We start from the raw sequence: 2,425 nt of genomic DNA, 5'->3' as shown, positions 1-2,425 counted from the left end.
GACAGCGTCGTGTAGAGGTACTGGATCACCTCGTCGATCCAGCCCTTGAAATAGCCGGCCAGGATGCCGAGCGCGACCGCGAGCGGAAGTGTTGCCACCGTGGACAGGCTGCCGATCACGAACGCGGTGCGGATGCTCTTGAAGGCCTGGTACAGCACGTCGTTGCCGGTGCGGTCGGTGCCGAACACGTGGTACTGCGTCGCGAGTGCGAACACCGGCCCGAAGATCGCGCACAGTGCCAGCACGGTGATCAGCCCGGCGCGCAGCGGCAGGTCGGTGTGGTTGTGCAGCAGCTGGTGCCAGGCCTGGCGCCAGGTCCAGCCGTTGACGCGCGCGACCACCGCGGCCACCGCCGACACGATGGCCAGCCCGACCAGCAGGCCGATCACGAGGCCCAGCAGGGCGCGCCCCGTCACGTCGCCGGCCCACTCGGCCGCGTCGTCCTTCAGGTGCGCACCGCCGTGGTCGAGCCGCGGGAAGATGCGCTCGGTGCGGCCGTTGACCTCGCGCGAATCCTTCGTGAAGGCACGCGTGGCGAGCGGTGCCGAATAGGTGGTCTCGCGCCCGTCGACCTGCGTCGAGAGCACCACGTCGAGCAGCGATTCGGTGCGCGTGCTGTAGGCCTGCGCCTGCTGCGCGCCGGCGCTCGCGGCGTTCTGCAGCGCGCGCCGGAAGTGCACGCTGTCGACCACCGCAACGCCGAGGAACACCAGCAGGATCACCGCCGAGCACATCGCCGGCGGATCGCGGAACACCTTCAGCCACGAGGCGCGCAGGTTGGGGCTGCGGTGGATCCGCCAGCCGTACACGAGCAAGGCGAGCACGAGCAGCATCACCACCACGTCCGACCACAGGAAAACAATCTTCGGCATGAGTTCAGTCCCGGTGCGCGCTCAGCTGAGCCGGACCCGGGGATCGACCCAGGTGTACGCGATGTCGATGAGGATGTAGGTGCCGATGTACAGCAGCGAGCCGATGAAGACGATGGAGCGCAGGATCGCGAAGTCCTGCCCCGAGATCGCATCGATCACGTAGGCCCCCAGGCCCGGGATGCCGAAGAAGCTCTCGAACACCAGGCTGCCGAGGAACACGTAGGGCAGGTAGCTGCCGGCACTGGTGATGATCGGGATCAGCGCGTTCGGCAGCACGTGGCGGAACAGCACGCGCGGCTCGCTCAGGCCCTTGGCGCGCGCGGTGCGCACGTAGTCGCGGCCGATCTCCTCGAGGAACATCGCGCGGTACAGCCGCCCTTCCCCGCCCAGGCGCGACAGCAGCGACAGGATCACCGGCAGGATCAGGAAGCGCACCGCATCGAGCCCCGGCGCGAAGCCCGAGATCGGCACCAGCCGGAACATGCGCGAGAACAGGAACTGGCCGACGATGATGTAGAACAGGCTGCTGATCGACAGCATCAGCACGCAGGCAACCACGCCCCAGAAGTCGATGCGCGAGTTCTTGAAGAACACCAGCAGCAGCGCGAAGCCCACGCTCGCGAAGACCTGCAGCAGGAACAGCGGCACCGCGAGCTGCAGGCTGACCCACATGCGGGTGCGGATCTCATGGCCGACGTCGGTGGCGCTGCGCGCATCGGACCGGCCGAACTTCAGCGCCAGCAGCGAGACCGAGCGGTCCCAGAACACGGTGTCGGTGATGCGCTCGAGGCCGCTCGCCTTGTCGTTGACGTACAGCGGCTTGTCGTAGCCGCGCTCGGTCTTCCACTTCTCGATCTGCTCCTGCGTGACGCGCTTGCCGCCGATGTTCAGGCGCGCCATGTCGTCGGGCGTGTTGACGGTGAAGAACAGCAGGAAGGTGAACAGGTTGACTCCGAGCAGGATCAGGAAGCCGTAGAAGCCACGGCGGATCACGTAGTTCAGCATCGGTCAGGCTTTCGCGGGACGGGTGGCGACGCCGGCCAGGGCGTTGGCGCGTTCGCGGGCGATGAAGCCACGCCGCGCGATCCAGGCGAGCAGCGCAAGCGCCGCCGCGATCAGCAGCAGCGGCCAGTACACCGGGTGGTTCCACTCGGCCTGCTTCGCGGTGCGCAGCACCGGGTCGAGCCGGTGGTAGCGCACCATGTCGCGGATCATGATGGTCGGCTTGCCGTTGTAGACCCACTGCTGGTAGGCGCCTGCCGCATACGGGTAGTAGCCGAACGACCAGACCGCGTCCTTGCGCGCGATGTCGACCATCTCGTCGATCACCTTCTGCTTCTGCGGACCGTCTTCCAGCAACTGCAGCTGCTTGTAGCGCTTGTCGTACTCGGGGTTGTCGTAGTTGGCGATGTTCTCGCCTTCGTGCCGGCTCTTCGAGTTGGGCCCGTACAGCAGGAACAGGAAGTTCTCCGCATCGGGGTAGTCGGCGAGCCAGCCGGCCCAGAAGATCTGGTGCTTGCCCTTCAGCGTCTTGTCCTGGTACTGGTTGAAGT

At 66.6% G+C, this 2,425-nt stretch carries 1 protein-coding gene and 2 pseudogenes; all 3 read right to left on the bottom strand.

Annotated features, from left to right (window positions below):
- A pseudogene (locus AC1D01_RS30310) lies at positions 1-872 on the bottom strand (ABC transporter permease); the annotation flags it as partial.
- Between the two features lie 21 nt (positions 873-893).
- Positions 894-1,877 (bottom strand): ABC transporter permease, encoded by a 984-nt coding sequence (locus tag AC1D01_RS30305; protein ID WP_477873038.1) that lies wholly within the window; start codon positions 1,875-1,877, stop codon positions 894-896.
- Between the two features lie 3 nt (positions 1,878-1,880).
- Positions 1,881-2,425, bottom strand: a pseudogene (locus tag AC1D01_RS30300) (ABC transporter substrate-binding protein); the annotation flags it as partial.

Source organism: Rhizobacter sp. P3_B12 (assembly GCF_056402895.1).
Note: the sequence above shows the minus strand (reverse complement) of the source record. Positions and strands in the feature narration are given on the sequence as shown.

Excerpts from the sequence above, each read along its gene's own strand:
- AC1D01_RS30305 (WP_477873038.1), bottom strand. The coding sequence starts at position 1,877 with ATGCTGAACTACGTGATCCGCCGTGGCTTCTACGGCTTCCTGATCCTG.